19 protein-coding genes are annotated in these 23104 nt (G+C 58.9%); 9 read left to right on the plus strand and 10 right to left on the minus strand.

Annotated features, from left to right (window positions below; genetic code table 11):
- Positions 1–1608 (plus strand): ATP-dependent nuclease (locus Cth01_RS23600; protein WP_045840588.1); only part of this gene is annotated, 1608 nt, incomplete at its 5' end.
- 500 nt (positions 1609–2108) lie between these two features.
- On the opposite strand, the gene Cth01_RS23605 is transcribed toward Cth01_RS23600, so the two are convergent.
- Entirely contained in the window at positions 2109–2996 is an 888-nt protein-coding gene (locus tag Cth01_RS23605) for a hypothetical protein (protein WP_139032143.1), read from the minus strand.
- Positions 2997–4056: 1060 nt separating this feature from the next.
- Between Cth01_RS23605 and Cth01_RS23610 the strand changes: the two genes are divergently transcribed.
- Complete coding sequence (locus tag Cth01_RS23610; RefSeq protein WP_072248312.1) at positions 4057–4506, plus strand: helix-turn-helix domain-containing protein; 450 nt, start codon at positions 4057–4059, stop codon at positions 4504–4506.
- A gap of 677 nt (positions 4507–5183) precedes the next feature.
- Here Cth01_RS23610 and Cth01_RS23615 read toward each other — a convergent pair.
- Positions 5184–6686, minus strand: coding sequence for a hypothetical protein (locus tag Cth01_RS23615; protein ID WP_139032142.1), 1503 nt, complete (start codon positions 6684–6686; stop codon positions 5184–5186).
- Between the two features lie 454 nt (positions 6687–7140).
- Between Cth01_RS23615 and Cth01_RS23620 the strand changes: the two genes are divergently transcribed.
- Together Cth01_RS23620 and Cth01_RS23625 are read left to right on the plus strand one after the other, a co-directional pair.
- A complete protein-coding gene (locus tag Cth01_RS23620; protein WP_045840593.1) occupies positions 7141–7821 on the plus strand; it encodes a response regulator in 681 nt (226 codons plus the stop codon).
- Positions 7822–8148: 327 nt separating this feature from the next.
- Positions 8149–8409, plus strand: a complete 261-nt coding sequence (locus Cth01_RS23625) for a hypothetical protein (protein WP_045840594.1) — start codon at positions 8149–8151, stop codon at positions 8407–8409.
- 277 nt (positions 8410–8686) lie between these two features.
- Here the strand turns inward: Cth01_RS23625 and Cth01_RS23630 are convergent, their stop codons facing one another.
- Together Cth01_RS23630 and xdhC are read right to left on the minus strand one after the other, a co-directional pair.
- A complete protein-coding gene (locus tag Cth01_RS23630; protein WP_034396604.1) occupies positions 8687–10003 on the minus strand; it encodes a urate hydroxylase PuuD in 1317 nt (438 codons plus the stop codon).
- Positions 10004–10294: 291 nt separating this feature from the next.
- Positions 10295–11125, minus strand: coding sequence for a xanthine dehydrogenase accessory protein XdhC (gene xdhC, locus Cth01_RS23635; protein ID WP_045840595.1), 831 nt, complete (start codon positions 11123–11125; stop codon positions 10295–10297).
- A 265-nt stretch (positions 11126–11390) separates the two neighbouring features.
- On the opposite strand from xdhC, the gene Cth01_RS23640 reads away from it, so the two are divergent.
- Positions 11391–11801: an energy transducer TonB gene (locus Cth01_RS23640; RefSeq protein ID WP_080746019.1), complete on the plus strand. Its 411-nt coding sequence runs from the start codon at positions 11391–11393 to the stop codon at positions 11799–11801.
- Between the two features lie 84 nt (positions 11802–11885).
- Here Cth01_RS23640 and Cth01_RS23645 read toward each other — a convergent pair whose 3' ends face one another.
- Positions 11886–12470, minus strand: coding sequence for a BPSL1445 family SYLF domain-containing lipoprotein (locus Cth01_RS23645; RefSeq protein WP_034353706.1), 585 nt, complete (start codon positions 12468–12470; stop codon positions 11886–11888).
- 326 nt (positions 12471–12796) lie between these two features.
- Here Cth01_RS23645 and Cth01_RS23650 point away from each other — a divergent pair, with 326 nt between their 5' ends.
- Positions 12797–13186 (plus strand): DoxX family protein, encoded by a 390-nt coding sequence (locus Cth01_RS23650; protein ID WP_034353709.1) that lies wholly within the window; start codon positions 12797–12799, stop codon positions 13184–13186.
- A 135-nt stretch (positions 13187–13321) separates the two neighbouring features.
- On the opposite strand, the gene uraH is transcribed toward Cth01_RS23650, so the two are convergent.
- Positions 13322–13672, minus strand: a complete 351-nt coding sequence (gene uraH, locus Cth01_RS23655; RefSeq protein WP_003070903.1) for a hydroxyisourate hydrolase — start codon at positions 13670–13672, stop codon at positions 13322–13324.
- 304 nt (positions 13673–13976) lie between these two features.
- Between uraH and ggt the strand changes: the two genes are divergently transcribed.
- Positions 13977–15806 (plus strand): gamma-glutamyltransferase, encoded by a 1830-nt coding sequence (gene ggt / locus Cth01_RS23660; protein WP_045840596.1) that lies wholly within the window; start codon positions 13977–13979, stop codon positions 15804–15806.
- A gap of 96 nt (positions 15807–15902) precedes the next feature.
- Here ggt and glxR read toward each other — a convergent pair whose 3' ends face one another.
- The 3 genes from glxR to gcl form a co-directional block, all read right to left on the minus strand.
- Positions 15903–16814 (minus strand): 2-hydroxy-3-oxopropionate reductase, encoded by a 912-nt coding sequence (gene glxR / locus Cth01_RS23665; RefSeq protein WP_045840597.1) that lies wholly within the window; start codon positions 16812–16814, stop codon positions 15903–15905.
- Positions 16815–16898: 84 nt separating this feature from the next.
- Complete coding sequence (gene hyi / locus Cth01_RS23670; RefSeq protein WP_003063993.1) at positions 16899–17702, minus strand: hydroxypyruvate isomerase; 804 nt, start codon at positions 17700–17702, stop codon at positions 16899–16901.
- 149 nt (positions 17703–17851) lie between these two features.
- Positions 17852–19642 (minus strand): glyoxylate carboligase, encoded by a 1791-nt coding sequence (gene gcl / locus Cth01_RS23675; RefSeq protein WP_003063995.1) that lies wholly within the window; start codon positions 19640–19642, stop codon positions 17852–17854.
- 109 nt (positions 19643–19751) lie between these two features.
- Here gcl and Cth01_RS23680 point away from each other — a divergent pair, with 109 nt between their 5' ends.
- Entirely contained in the window at positions 19752–20669 is a 918-nt protein-coding gene (locus Cth01_RS23680) for a LysR family transcriptional regulator (protein ID WP_003052436.1), read from the plus strand.
- Between the two features lie 144 nt (positions 20670–20813).
- Here Cth01_RS23680 and Cth01_RS23685 read toward each other — a convergent pair whose 3' ends face one another.
- Complete coding sequence (locus tag Cth01_RS23685; protein WP_045840598.1) at positions 20814–22166, minus strand: glycerate kinase type-2 family protein; 1353 nt, start codon at positions 22164–22166, stop codon at positions 20814–20816.
- Positions 22167–22378: 212 nt separating this feature from the next.
- Between Cth01_RS23685 and Cth01_RS23690 the strand changes: the two genes are divergently transcribed.
- The gene (locus Cth01_RS23690) at positions 22379–23056 is read left to right on the plus strand and encodes a GntR family transcriptional regulator (RefSeq protein ID WP_045840599.1); all 678 of its coding nucleotides are present in this window, start codon (positions 22379–22381) and stop codon (positions 23054–23056) included.
- Positions 23057–23104: the final 48 nt, after the last annotated feature.

The raw sequence follows: 23104 nt of genomic DNA on the forward strand, positions 1-23104 counted from the left end.
GCCTGCGCTTTTGATGACTTGCCTGAGTCTCTGGTGCTCGACGAGAACGTCGATACGTCGCTTGCAAAAGAGTTCCTGCTCAATGCTGAAGGCTCGCTGGAAATCGTGAAGTCGTTCAAGGCAACGACAGGGAGGCTGGAGCGTACATCAATCCGTTGTCAGCACCCCACCGACAAGGTGCTGAGCACGCTGCTTAGCCTAAAAATGGCAGACCTCAAGAAGCTGGGCGAAGAGCGAGGCGTCGCCGAAGTCGTCGCGGATAAGCGCGTTGCGTCACTTTGGCGCCAAGCAATTCGGGAAGCCGCGGCTCCTATCGAATGCCAAGAATGTTTGCTGGATGTCGAAAAGGGACTCTCGACAGAGACGAAATCGATCTGGGGAAAGATCCAAGACCGGTTGCCAACCTTCGCTCTCTTCAAAGCGGATCGCGAAAGCAGCGACGGGGACGTGGAGGCGAAAAATCCTCTACAGCAGGCAGTCAAGGAGGCTCAGGCCACCCTACAGATTCAGATCAGCGCACTCGAACAGCAGATCGAGACGAGCGTGCTTGATGTGGCCGCTAGGACGCTAGACAAGCTTCGAGAGATGGCGCCGGAGCTCGCTAGCGAACTGACGCCCCGCTTCAAGGAGAAGCCTAAGTGGACTTTCAATTTCACGCTCGACGGTGAGAACGGAATTCCTATCAACAAGCGCGGAAGTGGCGTGCGCCGGTTGATCCTACTGAACTTCTTTCGCGCAGAGGCGGAGAAAGCAGCAGTTGGGTCACAGCGCAATGTGATCTACGCGATAGAGGAGCCCGAAACCTCTCAGCATCCAAACTTTCAGGTGATGCTGATGAAGGCGCTGCTGTCTCTGGCCGAGCAGCCCAATCGGCAGATCATTGTCACCACCCATGTGCCCGCACTTGCAGGTTTAATTCCAACAGAAGGACTCCGATACGTCACCAAAGATGCTGAGGGGGCCCCTATCGTGAAGATGCCGGATTGCGATGTGCTCAAGGAGGCCACGGAAAGCCTCGGCGTGCTACCGGAAACTGGTATGGAACGCGCCAAGGGCGTGGTGCTGGTTGAGGGCAAGTCCGACGTCACCTTCCTGCGTCACACAGCCTCTGCGTTGAAAGGGGCCGGCCACATAGAGTCCAGTCTCGAGGACGCAGGCATTGTTCCCATCTTGATTGGGGGCTGCGGTAGCGTAAAGCACTGGGTCACGCTCAATCTTGCCAATGATCTGGGTTTGCCGTGGTGCGTATTCCTAGACTCAGATGTCGGTGGAGATCCGAGCCAGATGAAGTCGATCCAAAAACGCCAGGATGAAGTCGAGGCGCAAGGGCGCCCCTTCTACGCAACTCGAAAACGCGAGATCGAGAACTATCTATGTCCCGACTTAATTCTTGCCGAGGCCGGTGTGGCCGTTGAGTTCACAGATACCTGCGACGCCAAAAAGATCATTGGAACCGCCGTCAACATGAAGGCGGACGATGTAATCGATCGATTCTGGCCGAGAATGACGGCAGACCAGATCATTCGGTGTTCGACCTACGTGGAAAACAGTGTTGAGCGCGCTGAACTAAAGGATCTAGTCACAGGACTCCTAACTTTGGTTCGTTAAATGGCTATCCACCTGGCCGTCGAACTGTTTACAACCGCTATTCGACACCGCACTGACAGCTGTGCTCAATGGCTGCTTGACGGCCACCAAGGTGAGTGGCGGCTTATCTCCCGACTAGCAGCAACCGCTGCAATGCGGACCTAGGAATCAAAAGTCGGCTTCAGGTTGTTCATAGTCATTCACGGCCGCCAGCCCGAGCGGCTGCTTGGATCAGCCACGGCCATTCGACTGGCTTCGCCCCGTCTGGCCGCTGCACATTTGAGACCGGCCGTTCGATAGTTTGCGGCAGCAATTCGATCCTGAACGGTCGGTCCAGCTCAGGTCGATAGGGCAGAGCCGATCCAGAGCGGTCAGTCTATCGTCGTTCTCCCTCGGTTGCAGCCAATACACCTGGGCCGGCGAATTGGAGGCTTTGCCGAGAGCCCGTGCGGTCAAGTCGATGACGCGGGAATCACGCCAATTCCCTACGATGGCTACGCACTTGCGATTGAGCGGGTCGGCTAGGCGCTGCTGGGCGCAGGTAAAACTGCCCCTTCGTCACCAGGGACCAGATTGAAGTTGCAGTCTTTGGCTGCCAGGCCACCTGCCTTGAGAGCGTTGATTTCACGCCCTTTTTTAGTGAGGTCAGTGAGCATCCTGCGTTCAAGATCCTCTACGTGCGACAGCATGTGCAGTAAGCCGCTTAGCACCTCTTGGCTGTCGCTTTTGAATTGCGCTTTTGACGCGCTAACGGACCTGACGTCGAGTTGTTGGACGCCCGAATGCGCCGCCAGTGAGTTCCGCAATCGGTTCACGAGATCCATGTGATCCATTGCGCAATGCTCGAACTCAAGGCACAGGTGGAACGGGTGCGCGAGCGTGCCGACCAACGAGACCAAGTGAGGCGTCTGGCCGCTCTGTCGTTTGCAGTCTGGACAAGGCGACTCGAGCAGCGCGCCTAGTGCCATGCGGCCGTATCGGGCCTCGGGAATCTGGGTGCAATACAGCAGCTGCTTAATTGCGACTTCGCAGAGCCGTGCCGAATTCATGAGTACCTCGTTGTAGAGGCGGATGCGTTCGATCTCCGAGTCGACTTCGTTGTTGCCAGGACAGTCTATGGTTGCGAAGTCGTGGGACGAGTTGATAACTCTCGCCATGATGAGTTGCAATGTGACGCCGCCGGTCGTGTACGGGTTCGTAAAGCCGCCTTTCTCAGGGGGCATTGGCTTTGGCATGAGTGCGAGTTGCCCACGTCGAAGCATCCACGCACGCATGTCGCCTGCAAGGGGAAGGATGTTCACTCCGGCAATTCGTTCTCCCAACCAGCGAAAAGCCTCCGGTCGGTAGCTCCACGAGTGATGTGTGCCATGCCATTCGCGCTTGGCTTTTGGAAGGTTCGTGCTCGACATCCCGCAAGTATCGCCGGGTGACCGCTTAGTGTCAGTGAGCGTGAGCTCAGCCCTCGCGCCCGACTGACCGAGAACGCTGCTAAGCAGACCTTGCTAAACGCGATTGCCTTCAGAAATTACAGCCAAGTAGGTTTGTAAGTCCCATGCTTTTTCGAACTCCTCACGCATGAGCCGCGTGGACACTCAGAACGCGAACCTACTGCAATTCATACCACTTAAGCGAACTTAGTCGATCAACTAATTCATAGTCATCGTTCATGGTTGCCTCCTCAATTGCGTGGACCCTTCGAACTTCACAGCTGAATCGTTCTAGGTCCCGAGCCTTGACTGGACAAGTCATCGGCCCTCCCATTGGGTAAATGAACGAATTCATCCTCTCAGCCATCGTGTCACGTGCCTCCTGAAGTAGCGGCCGTACTTGCAGAGGTGCATCTTCCCCCAGTTGCTGCAGCACCCACAGAATTCCAATTCCTGCCCACCTGTAGAGAGGTGATTGCCCACTTAACTCCGCTCGCCTCAGGACACAGGCCATCGCACCAAGTGACCAAACTGATACCTCAGCTCCAATCTGGAACGGCGTATCAAATGGCAGATCCGCAAGCAAGAATGCACTTTTAGTGTGCACATCCCCATGTTCCAGTAGCACATCTCTAAAACGCGTTGGAAGCAAATTTACACACGCAAGAATTTGGCTGGGAAGGTATTCCGTATCTTCCAAAAGATACCAAATCGGGCTGTAGAACCAGGCAGAGGTGCCAGGATAAAACTCCTCACACTCATCAACCCAAACTGTCTGTGGCATGGGTTCCCATACCTTGAATGGCTTGGCCCTCCCAGTCATGTATCGCACCCATAGTCCTGTGGCCTCCCTCAACTCCTGCTTCCGTCCTGTCCTTCGGTCTTGCAGTTCCTTCAGGTGAGCCTCCAGCGCAGTAGGTGCCATACCTCCGGCTGCGAAATTCACCATCGTGGCCCAAATTTTGGTTCGCAGCTTATCAATAGCACTTGTCTTTCGATTCGCCATCTGTACTTATTCGCTCCATTAAGTACTTTGGAAAAAATGGCCGATCACGGCATAGTGGCGGCCATGCCTCATGCCGAAATCGCAACTAGCTTTGGTGCAATGCTGTATCAAGTTCGGCAACAAAGGCGCATGTCTGTCGCTGAAGCCAGTAGGCAATCAGGTATCTCTAGCGGCTACTTCAGCGAACTTGAAAACAGCAAGCGAAAACCCCCTCGCCATCCAATCATTTTAAAAATTGCTGCTGGTCTAGAGCTTTCAACAGTCCAAAAAGAACGACTGATACAGCTTGCTGATGAGCAGCGATGTGCAGATCAGTTCACGAAACACCTCACCCCTGAGTTTCGCTGTCTCGTGCTCCGAATTTGCGCCTCTGCACTCGATCTGGACTTAGCTGCCGCACTGGCACTACACGCACATCTCGACCGCTTAAGTGTCCATCGCAGTCATTCTTGCGACCCAGGTACAGGCCGAGCTTCCGACATTTAAGACGCCAATCTTTCACCTGCTTATCGCACTCAATTCACTCCACCAGCATTCGTAAAAATTGAAGGAGGTACCAATGCAATAGCGCAAAGAAAAAAGCGACGAAGGCCTGCCAGCCCACGTCGCTTTCCGTCGGGGATTGCCCAGACTTCTAAGTACAAACCAAGTCTACGCTTTCGTTCTGAAAAGCGTCAATCCCCTATTCACTTTTTATCGAGCGTCCGAGGACGAGCGAGGAAGTCGCTCGCCCTCTCTAAGGGGAAAAGATGAGGACTCAAAAACGCTTTACACCACAGCTCCTAGCTCGCTTTGAAAGAGATGAGCGCGGGACAGGAACTTATGCTGACTACGTCCCATGGCACCGTGTATCACGCTCAGATCCATCAAGCTACGGACGATCACACATACTGCTTTGGCGACAACGCCAACTTGAGCTGCTCTCCGACAAGGAGTGGGATGGAGCTAACTTTGCAACGATGCTGCCTAACCTTCTCGATCTGAATGAGCAGTTTCCGTTGCAAATCGAAGATGCTGTGCACGAATGCTCCCGCTGGGACATACGCGTGCCTCTTAAGCACTATCCGGGAACTCGCTCCGTTGCCAGAGCGCTAGGGATAAAGCACCCAAAACTTCACTGCGCTGAGGAAGAGGTACTTTGGACACCAACTACAGACCTTCTGCTACTGCTTCAAACCAGTGATATCCAGCAAGCTGCAAAGCAATACTTCTGAGCCCTGGTACTTGCCAGGAACCAAATCGACGTGAAGCTCGACAGACCGGTAGTGTGCATCCGTGACATTGAGATCGCGTGTGACCTGCCTGTCCGGCCCCTCCTCTCGGGCCGAATAGATTTGCAGCAGGCGCTGGTTCAATGGCTGGCCATTGACCACATAGCCACCGGCCGCCTCGTTTTGCAGTAGTACTTCACCACTCCGTTGATCGATAAGGCTGAGCCCAAAGGGAGCTGTTTTAATGATGGTGCGATTGAGTCGTTCGCTTTCGTAGACGCGCAAAGAGCGCCGGTGGGCCGGCAGAAAAACCCAGTAGTGAAACAGCAGCACCACCGTCCACAGGACGAGAAGTATCAGTGCGGTGGCCACCGTATAGCCGGTCAAGGGGCCGCGCAGTGCACTCAAGATGGTGCTCCAGGAGTAGGCATACACCAGCGTCCAGCCCGTTTGGGATAGGGGCTCTCCCAAAGTGAAGACTCCGTCGCTATAGCTGTCATCAAAGCCAGTCAGACTGTTCTGCCATACCTTGCTTTCAACGACCCTCTGAGCCATCTCTTGGGCTTGATGGTCAGACTCCGCCGCAGACCCGACTCCCTGCAGCAGCACATCACCCTCATTGGAAATCAGAAGGAAGTTGCCAGCATAAGCAGACTGATTCAAGCGATCGGACAGAACCTTCACGGGCATATCGCTCACAAAGATCATGAACGGCTTGTCTCCATCGAATGCGGGCTGCACCAGTTTGACGACGCTCTGTCCGGTGAATGGATCGATATGCGGAGCGATCCACTTCACTTGGCGCGACTCATGCAGCGCACGATCAACAAGCGGGTCCGTCAAATCGCCAAGATCGACTGCCAGGCGATGAATGAGATCTGCAACGGATTGAGCATGCACATCCGCCACCGGGTCTCCCGACTTGGGTGGCGGAAGAAACGTGATGTATTTTTCGTCAGGCGTGTAGTGATAGCCAGTGAATTCTCGCTCACGTTGGCGTGAACTGGCGCTCACGGTATAGGCTTGCCCTTCACTGAAAGCCAGATAGTCACGGTACATCTCGGCAGGCTTGCTAGCCACATCGCCCATCGCCAGTTGCGGTAGCACATTGGGGTTGGCCTGCAGGTAAATACGGCCTCCCTGGCGTGCAAAATCGCGTGCGAGTGCAGTTTTCGCGGAGTGTTGCTGTTCGGTATTCCACAGCATCTCGGCATGTATGACCCCCCGCCGCATGGCGGCCTGCTTGGTTTCTATCTCCAGCAGCAGCTGAGACTTTTGAGCGCTGTAAACCAAACGCGCATCCGATATGTAGCCTGACACCTTTGCGTAGATGGCCAACCCAACGACTACAAGAATGACGACCGACATGACTGCGGCGCCGCCAAACAGCACTCCGCGCTGCAAGCGATTGAGCAGTCCTATCTCGTTGCCGATGTGTGAAATTGAATGAGGCACAGCATTGCACCGGACCGGCCAATGCGCATGGCGGCAGTCACTCGTCCTGATGAGTTGAAAGCACGCAATGTAGTCAATCTGGGGGGATTTGTGGGTGTACTGCTTTGATTTTCGTACTCGTCCTATCTAACTCAGAACTTTCGTTTTAGTCCGATTAACTCCACAAGACATTCCTTCCATAATCTGGCGACACGGCAGCAATGCCTAGTTGGTCTTTTGGAGCGCGAACGATGACCCCAATTTCTATGCTGGTCACAGAATTACTGCTTGGGTTTGCGAGTCTCACAGAGGTCCAAAGAAGGCTTTTTCTCATCCAACTGAATCAGTTCATGATTGCCTCTCCACGTCAGAAACGCTTGAAAGTTGAAACGTGGGAACAAGCAAGCAATGCGCAGGAAAGGCAAGAACCACCTGCCTAGATGCACAACGACGAATTGATTCCAGGACCACGCTCATGAATGTCTTTTCAATTCGTCTTTTGATCGCTGATGATCACCCCGCCCTACTCCTGGGCCTTCAAAGCGCAATCACCAACATCAGCAGCTTCCAGTTGGTGGGTACCGCCCGTAGCTCGACAGAAATGGTGGCTCACCTTGATAAATACCCATGCGATGTGTTGGTGACCGACTACGCCATGCCAGGTGGCGAGTATGGGGATGGAATTTCCATGATCACCTTCATCAAGCGTCGCTATCCGGATCTGCGCGTCGTGGTCGTGACCATGATGGACAATCCCGCGATTCTGAGCGCGCTCGCTGCAGAGCACGTCGGTTGCATTGTCAGCAAGTCAGATGACCCAAGCCATATCGTTCCAGCTATTCATGCCGCGTTTGCTGGGGGCAACTACTACTCGCCAACAGCCAGGGCGATCTTGGAAACTGCAAGATCTGCACACAATGAGCCAAACGGTCCTCGCGCCCTGACTCGACGCGAAACAGAAGTGATACGTTTGTTCGTATCTGGACTGCTCATCAGCGAGATCGCAGAGAGACTGCACCGCAGCAAACAGACCGTAAGCACGCAAAAAGGTAGTGCCATGCGCAAGCTAGGCATTGCGCGCGATGCTGATCTTTTCAAGTATGCGATCGAGACTGGGCTTGTGACATCCGCATCCTTGGGTCCAGAGGCGGCATGATTCGCTCCATTCTCAATGCACCGACATGCCTAGCAGCTGGTTTCGTACTTGTCTCATGTGATCGATGCATTTTTTCGTTCAAGTCAGATATTTCCGACGCGGATCCATCCATAGACTGCAATTGCTGTGTGGCCAATTGACCTCGCAGCAGTTCAGTTGATCCATTTATGGGTCAAAACGCTTTTAGTTAAGGAAGCGCTCTGCACTCCGCTCTATCTATGTCATCAATTGACTTGAAATTTGACATGAGCTTAATGCAGACCCTTCAGAAACTCATCACAACGCACCGCTTATCTGGCAATTCTTGCAGGGGAAGGAGTTAAAGCAATGATGATGGAACCGAACATTTCTGAGCGCTTGAGCGTGTACGAGTCGCAGCAAGTCCCAGCTTTCGTCCCCCAAGCTAGAGAGGCAGGACCCCGTGCGCAAGCCATCGGCAATGTATTAACTCACCATGTCCCCGACATGGCACGCGGGTTCGTAATTTTTACAGACCGTAGTGAATGGCAAGTCAGCGGTGAGATGGCTCAACGCGTAGCGCAATTATTGCGTGAAGCGCTAATGGATGAGTTGATCAAGGTGGAGTGACTACCTTCGAATCGACAACATCGCTGGCGACGCCTACTAGGCTGAAGCTGGCTTTTCATTTTCTGCGGTCACCACACTTCTTGTTGCATTAGCGAATGCTTATCTGCTGGATTTTCATAAAAAAACGCTCACTAGGAGCGTTTTTTTACTAGGCAAGGAAGTTTACGACTTTATTGTCGCAACCTCTCTCCTCGGAAAGCCGCATGGATACGGGGTCGCAGTTTACGACTTTAATTTCCAGTTTACGACTTTAATTACCCAGAACAACAGCTGATAGTCAGTTCACGGCAGCGCCGGACTCGTACCAGGTCTTGATCAGGTTGCGTTCGTCGTCGGACAGAGCCGCAGGGTTGCCAAAAGGCATCTTCTTCAGCTGCACCACCTGTTGGTAGATCTGCTGGGCGTGCGATTTCACCGCTTCGGGGGAGTCCAGACGGACAGCCTTTTGCTGGATAGCCGTGCCGTGGCACACCACGCAGTGCTGCTGGAAAATGGCATTGACCTTGGCAAAGCCTTCTCCGCCAGCGGCTGCGGGAGCAGCAGCAGGTGACGTGGCTTCGGCTGCAGGAGTTGCGACTTCAGCTGCAGGGGCCGCGGGAGTCGCAACCTGCCCAGCTGCGGGTGCCGCTGGAGCAGCCGCTACTGGAGCAGTTGCAGCCACAGGAGCAGGCTTGAGCCAGACGAACACAGCAAGCAGAGCAGCTACGCCGACAGCAGCGTAAGGCCAGGGGTGGCTGTTGCGACCCAGCTTGTAGCCGTGGCGCATCACGAAGAACTGGCGAATGGCAGCGCCGGCAAACATCATGCCGATCAGCACCAGCCAGTTCAGCTTGTGGCTGTACAACCAGCCATAGTGATTGGACAGCATGGCGAACAGCACGGGCAGCGTGAAATAGGTGTTGTGCACGCTGCGCTGCTTGGCACGTTGGCCGTGACGTGGGTCCACAGGCTCACCAGCCTTGAGCGAAGCCACCACCTTGCGCTGGCCAGGGATGATCCAGAAGAACACGTTGGCGCTCATGGACGTCGCGATCATCGCGCCCATCAGCAGGAAGGCTGCCTGGCCGGGGAAGATGTGGCAGGCCAGGTAGGCTGCGATACACACCAGCACCAGAACCATGGCACCGACGGTGGCATCGCCATTCTTCTTCTGGCCGAAAGTGCGGCAGATGAAGTCATACAGCAGCCAGAAGACCACCAGGAAGCCCAGAGCCGAAGCCACGGCAGCGCCGGTGCTCATGGCATTGGGGTCGCCGGGAGTGACCAGATAGATGTTGGCGTTCCAGAGGTAGGAGACCGTCAGCAGGGCAAAGCCGGACAGCCACGTGGTGTAGCTTTCCCAGTAGAACCAGTGCAGGTGATCCGGCATCTTGGGAGGAGACACATTGAACTTGACGGGGTGGTAGAAACCGCCACCGTGCACAGCCCAGAGTTCGCCGTTAACGCCCTGCTTCTTCAGGTCGTCATCCACGGGCGGCGTCAAGCTGCTGTCCAGGAACACAAAGTAGAAGGAGGAACCGACCCAGGCGATCGCGGTAATGACGTGGAGCCACCGCAACAGCAGGCCGGCCCAGTCGAGAATGTAGCTTTCCATAGCTCTCAACCTTGGCAGCGTGGGGCTGCCGAACAACCTGCTCACCACTGCGGGCGCTCTGAGCAGAAGAAAAGGCCGCGCTCCCGGACGTTACACACGGGGCACCGCTGCGACCATTCTGTCGACCGAAAGTGTATGCAATTTTTGCTGCCGCAACTCTCGAATCAGGGATAAACCACCCTAGAGATTTCCCTAATACAAGAGCGATATGCAAGGATCGGGCCTGATTTTTAGGGCAGGTAACCGCATGTTTGCGGCCACACGCACCAGATCAGGGCATTCATTGCACCATCAGCTCGCAGACAAGCGCTGCAGAAGCTGCGCCGCCACCGCCACAGCGATCACCTCGGGCTCCTTGCCGGTAATGCCCGGCACACCGATCGGGCAGGTGATGTGAGCCAGCTCTGCATCGCTGAACCCTCGCCTGCGCAAGCGGCTGCTGAAACTGGCCCATTTGGTCTTGCTGCCAATCAACCCCACAAAAGGCAGATCTCCTCGCTCGCGCTGGCGCAGCAGGCATTGCGCCACCACCTCCAGGTCTTCGGCATGGCTGAAGCTCATGATGAGCACCTGCGACTGCGGCGGCAGCTCTGCCACTGCGGCCTGCACCGGATCGGAGTGCTCGCACTGCACCCCTATCTGCTCCTCCACGGGAAAGACTGCATCACGGCTGTCCACCCAGACCACGCGGTACGGCAAGCTGCGCAAAATGCGCACCAGCGCATGCCCCACATGGCCAGCGCCGAACAAGGCCACACATTGCGACGGCTCGGGCATCAAGGCCCGCAGACGTTGCGCATCGCGGGTGTCAAACCATGCAAAGTGCAGCTCCAGCGCACCGCCGCAACATTGCCCCAGACTGGGGCCAAGCGCATACCGCTGGATATGCTCGCGCAAGGCTGAGGGGTCTGCGTCCCACTGCGCTAGCAGCTGGCGCGCCTGGGCAATGGCCTGCCACTCCAGATGACCACCGCCGATCGTCCCCATCACCTCATCGGCGAACACTGCCATCCAGGCCCCCTCCTCGCGGGGCACGGAGCCACGAGTGGCCTGTACCTGCACCCAGCACAGCGGCTGCTGCGCCAGACGGTTCAAGATTCCTTGCTGTGTTTCGCTCCACATGACTGAACGCCGATTGCTTTGATGACCGATGTTCATGCATTTTGCGAGTCCCAATAGACAGACAAGCGTATGAGCACATTAATCGGATGCATATCCGGACCGGATTTGACGAGTCGTTGCAGATTTTTCACGAGGAGGCTTCAGAATTGTGTCCCCAGGCAGCTGCCTCCATCCATTTGCGGCTACGCTTGGCGTCATGTCTGAAACCCACAACCCCACCCGCACCACACCAGCCCGCCGCCCCCTGAACTGGCTGCGGACCGGGATGATGGCTGCCGTTGCAGCGGTGCTGACCGCCTGTCAGATCGCACCTCAAAGCCCATCCATCGGCACGACGCCTGCCGACAAGGCCAGCCCCGGTTATCGCAAGCAGGCCGCCCAGCATCTGTATGAACGCAACTCCGGCCGCATCTACCAGGGTATGCTGCCGCCTATGCTGTATGCGATCGGCGTGCTGCAGGTTCAACTCGACGGCCAGGGCCGCGTGAAAAACCTGCACTGGATGCGCAAGCCAGGCCATGCCCCCGAAGTGGTGGCCGAGATCGAGCGAGCCGTTCGCTCCGCCGCCCCCTTCCCGGCCCCGGGTCGCAGCGTGACCTATACCGACACCTGGCTTTGGGACAAGTCGGGACGCTTCCAGCTCGACACCTTGACCGAAGGTCAGTTGGGCCAGTAAAAGCGCACAGCGATGCAACCCGCTGCATCGGACAACAAAAAACCGGCCAAGGCCGGTTTTTTGTTGTCACAAGCCAGGCGAGGCTTATTCGACCACTTTGGTGATCTTCGTGCCCTGCAGCGATACGCCGGCCTCCAGGCCCGCGTTGGTCAGCACATAGCTGGTGACCGGAGCCTGAGCGGTCGTGGTGTCCACGCTGCCATTGGCACCGATCTTGCCAGCTGCCACGGTGGCATCAGCCCCCACGGACCAGCCGTCGCTCTTGAGGAACTTGTCCAGCGCCTCCTGTGTGTTGAACACATAGATCACAGCCTTGGACTGACCACCAGCTTGCCATCCGATAGAGGCCGCTGTCGTGCTGTAGAAACCACGGTTTTGACCGCCCACGCGCAGCACGCCGCGGCCATGCTCCACCCCGACCACAAAGCTGCCGCCAATCACCGACGGGAAGATCAGCACCCCCTTGGCGCGTTGCACCATTTCCTTGGATCCTGGTGCGGTCTGGTACAGGCGCTCCAGAGCTGCATTGGCACGGGTATTGACCGTTGTGGAATCGGCACGGGGAGCCGATGCCGTGTCAGGCTTGGTCGTGGTGCAGGCCGTCATGGTCATGGCACCGGCAGCCAGTGCAGCAGCCATCGCAACAGAACGCAGAGAAATTTGACGCATACCTATATCCTTTCATGGGATGAATGTGCAGACACATTTCAGAGGTAGAAGGTCCTGCAGTCCGACATTGAGTCGCTTTTGCACATCCCCCCGATGCAAAGCTGTCAGAAACAGGGTTGACACGATGCTAGTGCGCAGCGTTGCCGATAAAACTCAGCGGTTACAGCTTGCGCCATTGGCCTACAGAAGGCAAGAGCAGTTGTCGAAAAAGACCTACAACATGAACATAAGACAAGACTTGGCCCCATCCATAGGCAATCCGACGAATTGTCTGAAACAGGCGCTAGCATTGTTGATATAAGCATCGCGCGGACGACAGGAAGTTCATGAAGTTCTGGAATTACTTTCACCACCCCAAGGCAGCTCTGGTTGTGCTGCGTGTCACCCTGGCCTTGCTCATGTTGCTGCACGGCTGGGCCAAGATTCGTTATGGCATAGGCAGCATTGAGGCGAAGGTCGAGAGCCTGGGTGCGCCGGGATTTCTGGCCTATGCCGTCTATCTGGGCGAAGTGGTCGCGCCTTTGCTTTTGCTGGTGGGCCTGTGGGTGGTGCCTGCCGCACTGGTGATTGCGGTGAATATGGTGGTGGCATTTGCGCTGATGCACACCCGGCAGATTCTGATGCTCAACAACACCGGCGGCTGGGCGCTGGAGCTGCAGGCCTTTTATTTCGTGAGCGCCCTGGTCGTGGCCATGGCGTATTCCAAGGGCAAATAAGTCATTAAAAACAGGAGCGGCTTGCGCCTGTCATATCTTGGTTTCAATGCCTTTTAATGCTGAAACCTTGAAATGACCTGCGCAAGCCGCTCTTGTTTTTGCCATGTCTCCCGCTTCGAGAGACTCACGTCCCGCTCAGGAGCCGCGATAGGTGGAGTAGCTCCAGGGGCTGACCAGCAAAGGCACGTGGTAGTGCTGCTCCACATTGGCCACGCCGAAGTCCAGGCTCACCTTGTTCAGAAAGCTGGGTTCTGGCAGTTGCACGCCACGGGCCTTGAAGTAGGCCGCAACATCAAAGGTCAGGCGGTAAGTGCCGACCTTGAGCGTGTTGTTGTCGAACAGCGGCGCGTCGGTGCGGCCGTCATGATTGAGCACCAGGCTCTTGATCAGCGTGGCCTTGTCGCCTTCGGTGGAAAACAGCTCGACAGCCATGCCTGCGGCGGGGCAGCCATTCATGGTGTCGAGAACGTGGGTGCTCAGGCCCATGGAAATCTCCTCACAGGCAGTTTGCCACTGCCCTTGGTTGTATCAAACACACGACTTACGCAAAACGGGTTCAGGCAGACCGTTGTTGCATTCCTGTTTGCGTAAGCCCTGAAACATCTATGCCATCACAAAGTCTGCTCGCGCATGAGCGCAGCGCTTTGATCGCTAAAGTGTATACAGTTCCTGTACTCCATCAAAGGCTTTTCTGCCTTGACTTTCAGGCACATAGCCAGCTCTGTCCGGTTGGCATCTGTGCAAGCCTCTATACACTGGCCCGATTCATCAAGCGAACAGGAGACAACGCATGCAATTGCGCACCACCGCCCTGGCAGCCAGCCTGCTCATCGCCCTGGCCGGCCTGAGCGCCTGCAGCAGCACGGCCACGCTAGAGCCCGCCAGCAACGAACGCGCGGCCATCCGTAACGACGCCACCGCTCAGGCCACAGCGCCAGCCGTCACCCAGACCGCCGCCGCCCAGGCAGCCGCTGCGGCCTATGACTTCGAGCTGGATGTCTTTCACCCCGTCATCGCCAAGAACGGCATGGTGGCCTCGGAGCAGGAGCTGGCCACGCAGATCGGCGTGGATATTCTCAAGGCGGGCGGCAATGCCGTCGATGCCGCCGTGGCCGTAGGCTTTGCGCTGGCCGTGGCCTTGCCCAATGCCGGCAATATCGGCGGCGGCGGCTTCATGATGGTGCACGACGCGCGGAGCGGCAAGGACATTGCACTGGACTTCCGCGAAGTGGCACCCAAGGGCGCGTCGCGCAATATGTATCTGGATGCCGCCGGCAAGGTCATCGACGGCAAATCGCTCTACACGCATTACGCCGTAGGCGTGCCCGGCACCGTGGCGGGCATGACGCATGCGCTCTCGCGCTGGGGCAGCATGCCGCTGGCCAGGGTCATGGCTCCCGCGATTGCGCTGGCGGACAAGGGCTATCCCGTCAGCGTCACCCTGGCCAAGACTCTGGAGCAGGAAAAAAAGAATATGGGCCGCTGGCCCGCCACCCAGGCCGTTTTCTGGAAGAACGGCGCTCCGCTGCAAAGCGGCGAGAGGCTGGTGCAAAAGGATCTGGCGCAGTCCCTGCGTCTGATCAGCCAGCAGGGTGCCAAGGCCTTCTACGAAGGGGCGATCGCGCAGAAGATCGTGACGGAGATGGCGCCGCACGCCAATGCCCTCAGCCTGCAGGACCTGCGCGACTACAAGGTTGCAGAGCGCGAGCCCGTGCGCGGCAGCTATCGCGGCTACCAGATCGTGACCATGCCTCCGCCCTCTTCGGGCGGCGCGCATCTGATTCAGATCCTGAACATGATGGAGCGCTGGCCCATGAATCAATGGGGTGCCGACAGCGCGCAAAGCGTGCACTACATGACCGAGGCCATGAAGCTCGCCTATGCCGACCGCTCCCAGTATCTGGGCGATCCGGACTTCGTGAAGATTCCGCTCAAGGGGCTGATCTCCAAGAGCTATGCCAGCGAGCTGGCCGCCAGCATCAAGCCCCAGCAGGCCAGGCCCGCCAAGGACATCCGGCCCGGCAGGCCCCAGCCTTATGAAAGCGACCAGACCACCCATTACTCCGTGGTGGACAAGGCCGGCAACGCGGTGGCCGTGACCTATACGCTGAACACCAATTTCGGCAGTGGCATCGTCGCCAAGGGCACGGGGATTTTGCTCAATAACGAGATGGACGATTTCTCGGCCAAGCCCGGCGTGGCCAATGCCTACGGTCTGGTGGGCGGCGATGCGAATGCCGTGCAGGCCGGCAAGCGGCCGCTGTCCTCCATGACACCGACCTTGGTACTCAAGGACGGCAAGCCGGTTCTCGTCACCGGCAGTCCGGGCGGAGCCCGCATCATCACCACGGTGCTGCAGCAAGTCGTGAATCACATCGACTTCGGCATGAACCCGGCCGAAGCGGCTGCCACGCCGCGCTTTCATCACCAGTGGACGCCTGACGAGTTGCGCGTTGAAAAAGGCTTCAGCCCCGATACGCTGGCCCTGCTCAGGCAGTGGGGCCACAAGGTGGCACTGAAGGCATCCATGGGCCGCACTCAGACCATCGAGATCCGCGACGGACTGCTGCGCGGCGCTTCGGACCCGCGCAACCCTGACGGAAAGACCATGGGTTACTGACGCTGAACAAAAAAGCCGCGCTCCCCCGAGCGCGGCTTTCACTTGAGGCGGCTGCTGGCCGTACGCTTGGCCAGTGGCCGCCCTCCCCACCTCTCTTTATTCAGCCTTCTGACCGATTTCGAAGTTGGCCTGGATTTCCAGGGCACGCACCATGCCCGAGTGATCCCAGGCAGCGCCGCCGTGGGCCACGCAGCTGTTGAACAGCTCTTGAGCCTGAGCGGTGTTGGGCAGGGACACGCCCAGCTGACGAGCGCTGGACAGGGCCAGGTTCAGGTCCTTCTGGTGCAAGGCAATGCGGAAGCCAGGGTCGAAAGTGCGCTTGATCATGCGTTCGGCATGCACTTCCAGGATCTTGGAAGAAGCAAAACCACCCAGCAGGGCTTCACGCACACGTGCTGGATCGGCACCGGCGCGCGATGCAAACAGCAGGGCTTCGGCCACGGCTTCGATGTTCAGCGCCACGATGATCTGGTTGGCCACCTTGGCGGTCTGGCCGTCGCCGTTGCCGCCCACCAGGGTGATGTTCTTGCCCATCTTGTCGAACAGGGGCTTGACGCGTTCGAAGGCTGCATCGGGGCCGCCGACCATGATGGACAGGGTGCCGTTCTTGGCACCGACTTCACCGCCGGAGACGGGAGCGTCCAGGTACTGGGCGCCAGCGGCTTCGATGCGCTTGGCAAAGTCCTTGGTGGCCACGGGCGAGATGGAGGACATGTCGACCACGATCTTGCTGGAGCTGCCCTTGAGGCCGGCTGCCACGCCGTCTTCACCGAACAGCACCTTCTCCACGTCGGGAGTGTCGGGCACCATGATGAAGATGATGTCGGCGCGCTCAGCCACACCGCGAGCAGTGGTGCACTGGGTGGCGCTGGTTTCGGCGATGTTGGCAGGCACCTTGCCCACGGTGTTGACGAACAGTTGGTGGCCGGCCGCAATCAGGTGGCCGCACATGGGCGCGCCCATGATGCCCAGACCGATAAAGCCCAGCTTGAGAGACGATGCGTTCATGGTTGTACTCCTCAGTTTTCTTGATACTCAAATTCGATGGCCAATGGCGCTTTGCGAGCCGGCGCCACAGACCGGGTCATCCATTCATGCAGCCACGGCAACCTTGTTCCAGCCGCCGATCTTCTGCAGCCAGCCCAGGCCGGACTCGGTGCCGTTGGCGGGCTTGTATTCGCAACCGATCCAGCCGTCGTAGCCGATGCGATCCAGGTGTGCGAACAGGAAGGGGTAGTTGATCTCGCCCGTGCCGGGTTCGTTGCGACCGGGGTTGTCGGCCAGCTGGATGTGACCGATGCGGCCCAGCTGCTTTTGCATGGTGGCTGCCAGCTCGCCTTCCACGCGCTGGGCGTGGTAGATGTCGTACTGCACAAAGGCGTTGGGCGCACCCACTTCGTCCAGGATGGACAGGGCATCGTCAGTGCGGTTCAGGTAGAAGCCGGGGATGTCGAAGGGGTTGATCGGCTCGATCAGCAGGCGGATGTTGGCGGCGCTCAGGGCGGCGGCAGCAAAACGCAGGTTTTCCACGAAAGTGCGGCGCACCACGGCAGCGTCAACACCGGCAGGAACCTTGCCGGCCAGGCAGTTGAGCTGGGGCACACCCAGGGCGTGGGCATAGGTCACGGCCTTGGCCACGCCGGCGCGGAACTCGTCCACGCGCTTGGGGTCGCAGGCAATGCCACGTTCGCCCGCGTCCCAGTCGCCGGCGGGCAGGTTGTGCAGAACAATCTTCAGGCCGGTGGCGTCCAGACGCTCCTTGATCTCTTCCACGGTATGAGCGTAGGGAAAGAGAAACTCCACGGCTTCAAAGCCTGCGTTTGCGGCACGCTCAAAACGCTCGAGGAAAGGCACCTCGGTGAACAACATGCTCAGGTTGGCTGCAAAACGGGGCATGATAAAAGTCTCCGGTAATCGTTAATAGTTGCAGGCGCTAGACGCCAAGCAAGGGCCTAAGCCGGCCGCGCTGCCCCGCAGCGAAGGCGTCGTCCCCCTCCCGCGCAGAGAGAGGGAAGCGGCAGAGCCGCTCCGGGGGAGTTTTCCTATCAGTCCAGCAGGGCCAGTGCGCTGGGCGCGTCGGCCTTTTCGGTCGCCAGGTCTTCGAACTCGACCACGTTGTCGATTTCGGCGCCCATGGAGATGTTGGTCACACGCTCCAGGATGCACTCGATCACCACAGGGGTCTTGTGCTCGGCCATCCAGGCTTCGGCCTGCTGCATGGCGGGGGCAAAGTCTTCGGCGCGATGAACGCGGATCGCCTTGCAACCCAGACCTTCAACGACCTTAACATGGTCAACACCGTAGCCGCGGGTCGCATCACCCTCATCCATGTTGATATTGTCGAACGCCAATTGCACGCAATAGTCGATCGAGAAAGCGCGCTGTGCCTGACGGATCAGACCCAGATAGCTGTTGTTCACCAGCACGTGAACATAGGGCAGCTTGAACTGCGCGCCCACGGCCAGCTCTTCGATCATGAACTGGAAGTCGTAGTCGCCGGACAGGGCCACGATCTTGCGCTGGGGGTCGGCCACGCGCACGCCCAGGGCGGCGGGAGTGGTCCAGCCCAGAGGACCGGCCTGGCCGCAGTTGATCCAGTTGCGGGGCTTGTACACGTGCAGGAACTGGGCGCCGGCGATCTGCGACAGACCGATGGTGGACACATAGGTGGTGTCGCGGTCCAGGGTGCGGTTCATGCACTGGTAGACGCGCTGGGGCTTCATCGGCACGTTGTCGAAGTTGGTCTTGCGCAGGTACTCGACGCTGTTCTTGCGACCCTGGCACTCGGCCACCCAGGCCTTGCGGCACTTGAGCTTGCCGGCAGCCTTCCACTCCTTGGCAACGGCAACGAATTGCTCCAGAGCCGCCTTGGCGTCGGAGACGATGCCGTAGTCGGGGGCGAACACGCGGCCGATCTGTGTGGGCTCGATGTCCACGTGGATGAACTTGCGGCCCTTGGTGTAGACCTCGACCGAGCCGGTGTGGCGATTGGCCCAGCGGTTGCCGATGCCGAACACGAAGTCCGAAGCCAGCATGTTGGCGTTGCCGTAGCGGTGGCTGGTCTGCAGACCGCACATGCCGACCATCAGGGGGTGATCGTCGGGGATGGTGCCCCAGCCCATCAGGGTGGGGATCACGGGCACGTTCAGGATCTCGGCCAGCTCGACCATCAGCTCGGAAGCATCGGCGTTGATCACACCGCCACCGGAGACCAGCAGGGGACGCTCGGACTCGTTGAGCATCTCGATGGCCTTCTCTGCCTGCTTGCGCGAAGCGGCTGGCTTGTAGGCAGGCAGGGGCTCGTAGGTATCGATGTCGAATTCGATCTCGGCCAGCTGCACGTCGATGGGCAGATCGATCAGCACGGGGCCGGGACGGCCGGAGCGCATCAGGTGGAAAGCCTGCTGGAAGGCACGTGGCACCTGGGCGGGTTCCAGCACGGTGGTGGCCCACTTGGTCACGGGCTTGGCGATGGAGGCGATGTCCACGGCCTGGAAGTCTTCCTTGTGCAGACGCGAGCGAGGTGCCTGACCGGTGATGCACAGGATTGGGATGGAGTCGGCGCTGGCCGAGTACAGACCGGTGATCATGTCGGTGCCGGCGGGGCCGCTGGTGCCGATGCAGACGCCGATATTGCCGGCCACCGCACGGGTGTAGCCTTCGGCCATGTGGCTCGCGCCTTCCACGTGACGGGCCAGAATGTGACCAATGCCGCCGTGGTTCTTCATTGCAGCGTACAGCGGGTTGATGGCCGCGCCGGGCACACCAAACGTCACGGTTACACCTTCTTTTTCGAGCACCAGGACTGCGGCGTCGATTGCTTTCATTTTGGCCATGAGGGTCTCCTAAAAACTTGGTTGAACTTTAGTCAAGACCTTTGCTTGCTGGAAGGCGCTCTCAGACCATAAAATTTATTCCACCCAAGAATAAATAGGAGACAAATCCATGGACAGACTCGACGCGATGCACATGTTTGTGCGCGTGGTGGAGACAGGCAGTTTCACCAAGGTCGCACAGGAATTCGCCACCACCCAGCCCACCGTCACCAAGCAGGTCGCGGCCATGGAGGCGCGCCTCAAGGTGCGCCTGCTCAACCGCAACACGCGCGGCGTGAGCCTGACCGAAGCCGGTGCGCTGTACTACGAAAAATGCAAGATCATCGTCAGCGACGTGGCCGAGGCGGAGAACGTGGTCAAGGTGCGCCAAACCCAGGTGCAGGGTCAGCTGCGCATCGGCAGCTCGGTGGCCTTCGGGCGCCGTGTACTCATTCCGCTGGCCATGGATTTCATGAAGCACAACCCGCAGGTGCAAGTCGATCTGAGCTTCGAGGACCGCTACACCGATCTGGTGGCCAACGGCATCGACGTGGCGCTGCGCCTGGGCAAGCTGGCCGACTCCTCGCTGGGCGCGCGCATGCTGGGCGTCAATCCCTGGGTGCTGGTGGCCTCCAACACCTATCTGCGCAAGCACGGCACGCCGCGCCGCCCCTCGGACCTCAAGGAGCATTCCACGCTGATCTACAGCAGCGTGCAGGGCAACGATATCTGGCGCCTGCGCAATGCCAGCGGCGAGCCGGTGTCGATTCCCGTCACGGGGCGGCTGCGCTCCAACAACCTCTCGGCCCTGCTGGCCGCAGCCCGCTCGCACATGGGCATTGCGGCCCTGCCGCGCTATGTGGCCCAGGACTCGCTCAAGGACGGCCGCGTGGTGGAAGTGCTCAAGACCTGCCGCCTGCCCGAGCAGGAAATCCACGCCGTCTACCCCTCACCGCGCCTGGTGCCGCAGAAGGTGCAGTCCTTCATCGCCTTCCTTCAGGGCAAGTTCGACGATGCCTGGTGGGAGGATCTGCCGCGCGGCGGGTGATTCCATATTGATTCTGCAAAAGAATCAATCCCTGCAAGGCGCTATCGAAAACAAAGCATCTAACGCCCGTTGGACAATAACTTCAGCATCAATAGCGCCTTAAATCATTGATGATCAAGCGCAAGCTGCTATCGATACAGCGGATCAGAGCACCAGGATGGCGCGGAAGTCGTTGACATTGGTGTGCGTGGGGCCAGTGATCACCAGATCGCCCAGTGCCGAGAAATAGCCATAGGCATCGTTGCGATCCAGGTGATCGCTGATGCGCAGGTTCAGCTCTGCCGCGCGCTTGAGCGTGCAGGGCGAGACACGGGCTCCCGCGTTGTCCTCGACACCGTCGATGCCGTCGGTGTCCGCGGCCAGCGCCCAGACCTTTTCCTGGCCTTGCAGGGCCTGGGCCAGACCCAGGCAGAACTCGCCGGCACGACCGCCGCGCCCCTTGGCCGCACCGGGCTGACGCGGGCGGATGGTCACCGTGGTTTCGCCCCCCGAGAGAATCACGCAGGGCTTGGCAAAAGGCTGGCCATGCCTGGCCACGGCACGCGCCAGCGCCGCATGGACCTTGCCCACCTCGCGCGACTCGCCCTCCATCTCGTCGGACAGCACATGCACGGCAATGCCTGCCGCGCGGGCTGCGGCCGCCGCCGCTTCCAGCGACTGCAGGGGCGTGGCGATCAGATGCACTTCATGGCCTTCAAAGCAGGCATCGCCGGGCTTGGGCGTCTCCAGCTCGCCGGCTTTCAGCGCAGCGCGCACGGACTCGGGAATCCCAATCTGGTAGCGGTCCAGGATGGCCAGTGCATCGGCACAGGTCGACGCGTCCGGCACCGTGGGCCCGCTGGCGATTACCGAAGGATCGTCGCCGGGCACATCGCTGATGGTCAGCGTCACCACCTTGGCGGGATGGCAGGCAGCGGCCAGACGGCCGCCCTTGATGCGCGACAAATGCTTGCGCACGCAGTTCATCTCGCCAATCGCCGCGCCGCTCTCCAGCAGCGCCTTGTTGATGCGCTGCTTCTCGGCCAGGTCGATGCCTTCGGCGGGCAGCGTCAGCAGGGAGGAGCCGCCACCGGAGATCAGGCAGATCACCAGATCGTCGGCCGTCAGGCCCTCGGTCAGCGCCAGAATACGCTCGGCCGCAGCCAGACCGGCCGCATCCGGCACGGGGTGGGCGGCTTCCACCACCTCCAGGCGCTGGGCCAGCCCTTCGGGGCGTGGGGGAATATGTGCATAGCGCGTCACCACCAGGCCCGACAGTGGCGCATCCTGCGGCCACAGAGCTTCCAGCGCCTGCGCCATGGAGCCACCGGCCTTGCCGGCGCCCAGCACCAGCGTGCGGCCCTTGGGCGGCTTGGGCAGATGACGCGCCAGACCCTCGATGGGCAGGGCATTGCGCACCGCCACGTCATACAGATGACGCAGAAAGCCAGCCGGGTCTTGCTGGGGAACAGGCGTTGCCGCGGCCTGCGCGCGCGAGGATGTATTCTGTGCTTGCATAGCTGCGCATTGTGCATTCGGGCTTTTTTCCCTTACAGAGGGCCCCCAGTCACAACACTGCTGATCTTTGCAATACCAATGTTGCAAGCCCTTGCTCCCATTGGGTTTGCGCGCTTGCGCACAGCTTTCTGCGCCTGAACATCGATACAAACACCATGTTTGGTGAACAGAAACTGTATACAAAACTTGTCTTCAACCGCTATGATGGATTTATGGAAACTTCCACCACCAGTTTCATTGTCGAAAGCCTGACCAAGGCCATCGTCGAGCATCGCCTGATGCCCGGCACCAAGCTGGCCGAGCAAAAGCTGGCCGACCACTTTGGAGTTTCCCGCACCCTGGTGCGCCAGGCCCTGTTCCAGCTTTCGCAAAACCGTCTCATCCGGCTCGAGCCCGCCCGCGGCGCCTTTGTGGCCACGCCCTCGGTGGATGAGGCGCGCCAGGTGTTTGCTGTGCGTCGCATGCTCGAAGCCGAGATGGTGCGCAGCTTTGTCAAGCAAAGCAGCGCCGCCAAGATTCGCGCCCTCAAGCAGCATGTGGCTGCCGAGAAGAAGGCCATGGAAGCCAATGACGTGGGCCAGCGCACCGAGCTGCTGGGCGACTTCCACGTGCGCATGGCCGAGCTCATGGGCAACGAGGTGCTGGCTCAACTGCTGGGCGAGCTGATTTCCCGCTGCGCATTGATCACCCTGATGTACCAGTCTGCATCGGCGGCCGAGCATTCGCACGAAGAACATGCCGACATCGTGACCGCACTGGCTGCGGGCAATGCCGAACATGCGGTGCAGCTGATGCAGCTGCACCTGGACCACGTGGAAGCAGGCCTGACCTTCGACCGCGATTTGCCAACGAACGATTTGTCGATGGCACTTTCATCCGTATCCCTATGACTTACGATTCCACCGCCTCCTACCCACGCGACCTGATTGGCTACGGCC

It is taken from the genome of Comamonas thiooxydans, assembly GCF_000964545.1.
Classification (GTDB): domain Bacteria; phylum Pseudomonadota; class Gammaproteobacteria; order Burkholderiales; family Burkholderiaceae_C; genus Comamonas; species Comamonas thiooxydans.

What these genes read in the sequence shown, in the direction of transcription:
- Cth01_RS23650 (WP_034353709.1), top strand. Translation starts at nt 12,797, where the DNA reads ATGAAGTTCTGGAATTACTTTCACCACCCCAAGGCAGCTCTGGTTGTG.
- Cth01_RS23645 (WP_034353706.1), bottom strand. Translation starts at nt 12,470, where the DNA reads ATGCGTCAAATTTCTCTGCGTTCTGTTGCGATGGCTGCTGCACTGGCT.
- Cth01_RS23620 (WP_045840593.1), top strand. Translation starts at nt 7,141, where the DNA reads ATGAATGTCTTTTCAATTCGTCTTTTGATCGCTGATGATCACCCCGCC.
- Cth01_RS23625 (WP_045840594.1), top strand. Translation starts at nt 8,149, where the DNA reads ATGATGATGGAACCGAACATTTCTGAGCGCTTGAGCGTGTACGAGTCG.
- Cth01_RS23680 (WP_003052436.1), top strand. Translation starts at nt 19,752, where the DNA reads ATGGACAGACTCGACGCGATGCACATGTTTGTGCGCGTGGTGGAGACA.
- Cth01_RS23630 (WP_034396604.1), bottom strand. Translation starts at nt 10,003, where the DNA reads ATGGAAAGCTACATTCTCGACTGGGCCGGCCTGCTGTTGCGGTGGCTC.
- ggt (WP_045840596.1), top strand. Translation starts at nt 13,977, where the DNA reads ATGCAATTGCGCACCACCGCCCTGGCAGCCAGCCTGCTCATCGCCCTG.
- Cth01_RS23640 (WP_080746019.1), top strand. Translation starts at nt 11,391, where the DNA reads ATGATGGCTGCCGTTGCAGCGGTGCTGACCGCCTGTCAGATCGCACCT.
- Cth01_RS23610 (WP_072248312.1), top strand. Translation starts at nt 4,057, where the DNA reads ATGGCCGATCACGGCATAGTGGCGGCCATGCCTCATGCCGAAATCGCA.
- glxR (WP_045840597.1), bottom strand. Translation starts at nt 16,814, where the DNA reads ATGAACGCATCGTCTCTCAAGCTGGGCTTTATCGGTCTGGGCATCATG.
- gcl (WP_003063995.1), bottom strand. Translation starts at nt 19,642, where the DNA reads ATGGCCAAAATGAAAGCAATCGACGCCGCAGTCCTGGTGCTCGAAAAA.
- uraH (WP_003070903.1), bottom strand. Translation starts at nt 13,672, where the DNA reads ATGGGCCTGAGCACCCACGTTCTCGACACCATGAATGGCTGCCCCGCC.
- xdhC (WP_045840595.1), bottom strand. Translation starts at nt 11,125, where the DNA reads ATGTGGAGCGAAACACAGCAAGGAATCTTGAACCGTCTGGCGCAGCAG.
- Cth01_RS23690 (WP_045840599.1), top strand. Translation starts at nt 22,379, where the DNA reads ATGGAAACTTCCACCACCAGTTTCATTGTCGAAAGCCTGACCAAGGCC.
- Cth01_RS23685 (WP_045840598.1), bottom strand. Translation starts at nt 22,166, where the DNA reads ATGCAAGCACAGAATACATCCTCGCGCGCGCAGGCCGCGGCAACGCCT.
- hyi (WP_003063993.1), bottom strand. Translation starts at nt 17,702, where the DNA reads ATGCCCCGTTTTGCAGCCAACCTGAGCATGTTGTTCACCGAGGTGCCT.
- Cth01_RS23605 (WP_139032143.1), bottom strand. Translation starts at nt 2,996, where the DNA reads ATGTCGAGCACGAACCTTCCAAAAGCCAAGCGCGAATGGCATGGCACA.